This is a genomic window from Halobiforma nitratireducens JCM 10879 (genome assembly GCF_000337895.1).
Taxonomy (GTDB): Archaea; Halobacteriota; Halobacteria; order Halobacteriales; family Natrialbaceae; genus Natronobacterium; species Natronobacterium nitratireducens.
Genome location: NZ_AOMA01000061.1, coordinates 1 through 1,814, shown reverse-complemented (window position 1 = coordinate 1,814; position 1,814 = coordinate 1). Strand labels below are relative to the sequence as shown.

The following is a 1,814-nucleotide window of genomic DNA, read 5'->3' as shown; positions in this document are numbered from 1 at the left end:
CAGCCGGTTCCTGCGGAGAACCGGGAGGGACTCGAGTTCGTCTACGAGCGTGCGGCGCTGCCGATCGCGGCCGACGAGTCCTGTATCACGGCCGCAGACGTGCCACGGATCGCGGACCGCTGTGACATCGCGAACCTGAAGCTGATGAAGTGTGGCAGCCTCCGTGAAGCAAAGCGGCTCATCCACACCGCCCGCGCCCACGGTCTGCAGGTGATGTGTGGCTGCATGAGCGAGTCCAACGCCTCGATCGCGGCGGCCTGTCACCTCGCGCCGCTGCTCGACTACGCCGACCTCGACGGCTCCCTGCTGCTCGACGACGACCCCTACAACGGCGTCTCCCTACCTGGCGGCCGGATCGACCTCGAGGCCCTCGAACGGGCCGGAACCGGTGCCGTCCTCGAGTAGCCGAGCACGGAACTACTATCGCTTTTCCGATGGGTCGCCCGTAGACACTGTCACGTCGGCCGCCAACATCGTTTACGTCTCTGGTCGGTGTCGGACGTGCTGGACATGAGCGACCGACGTGATTGCCCGCGGCTCTCCCGACGGGCGCTGTTGCGGGCATCGGCGGGAACTGTAACGCTGGCCGCCGTCGGCTCCGGAAGCGCCGGGGCAGCCGGTGAGGGTAGGATCGGCGGGGAACGGGCACTGTTCGACCGGCGCTGCCCCGAGGCCACGCTGCAACCCAGTATGGGCTACTGCGAGGGGGCAAGCACCGCCGGCTGCGCGGACGATCATCCGGTGACGGTCGCCCTTCGGGAGGCCGTCGAGGAGACGCTCGAGCAGGAGTACCCCGATGTCGGTGCGCTGGTCGACGACGGGTTCAAACCGTACTTCGATACCCTCGATAGGGACGACGACGGCTGGTCCCACTGGCTGAACCCGGCGTACATCGGGGATGACGCGGTGCTCGATCCCGAGCGGCCGGAGTCGGTGCTCGTGGACAACGACTCCTGGCGCTCGATCGGCGTGATGTTCATCGCGACCCGCGAGGGCGAACCGATCGCTCCCCCGCCGGTGTACGACGTCGACGAGGGGGTCGCCTGGATGCCCGAGGCCGAGGCGGATGCTCTCGAGACGAACGAGGCGGGCGGGCAGGAAGGAAACGGCGACGAGATGGGAGGCGAACACGAGGGCGGTGACCGGCACGAGCCCGGACAGGAGGGGGGAGACGAACACGAACACGAACACGAGCACCCCCCAGCCGACGACCCCGACCGTTGCTCTCCCTGGCACTACCACGCCGGCGCTCCCGGACGGTTCGCCTGGTGGTTCTACCAGCAGGCCTACGAACGGGAGTTCGCCGACGGCGACGCCCGAGTTCCCTGTCGGACTCCCTGTATGATGCACGTCTGGACCGTCGATCACCCGGCGGGCGTCTACGCCCACGGCGGCCCGCCACCGGAGTACCGCGAGCAGCCGCCCGCCGACGATCCCGGCCTCGAGACGGACGCTCGACCCGGCGAGGACGAACTCGACTGGGACGTTCTCCCCGAGGAGGTGACACCCGAAGAACGACCGGAGTCGATTTCCCTCGGCCTCGAGGACTGGGCCTGATTTCGGGCTGCGCCGAACGGGTCGGCACACCGAACCCGCCCCCACTTGCACCCAACCGACCCGTTCAGAACCCCAGACTCTCACCCGGCCCGCCCTCGAGTGTCGACCGACCATAGCCGTCTTCGCTCCTCGAGTGGACCCCTTCGAGTATGGGCTACGATGTCGCATAGCCCGTTGCACGCTTTCGAATACCCTGTTGCACGCTTTCGAAATTAGGGCCAAAAACCAGATGATGTTGCAGGTTTCTCTGAACAGGG

2 protein-coding genes are annotated in these 1,814 nt (G+C 67.2%); both read left to right on the top strand.

Annotated elements, in window-relative coordinates; genetic code table 11:
• Positions 1 to 405: enolase C-terminal domain-like protein (locus C446_RS04495; protein ID WP_006671881.1), on the top strand; the 405-nt coding region annotated here is incomplete at its 5' end.
• Between the two features lie 105 nt (positions 406 to 510).
• Positions 511 to 1,557 carry a hypothetical protein gene (locus C446_RS04490; protein ID WP_049920033.1) on the top strand — a complete coding sequence of 349 codons (1,047 nt, stop codon included), beginning with the start codon at positions 511 to 513 and terminating at the stop codon, positions 1,555 to 1,557.
• The last annotated feature ends 257 nt before the right edge of the window (positions 1,558 to 1,814 follow it).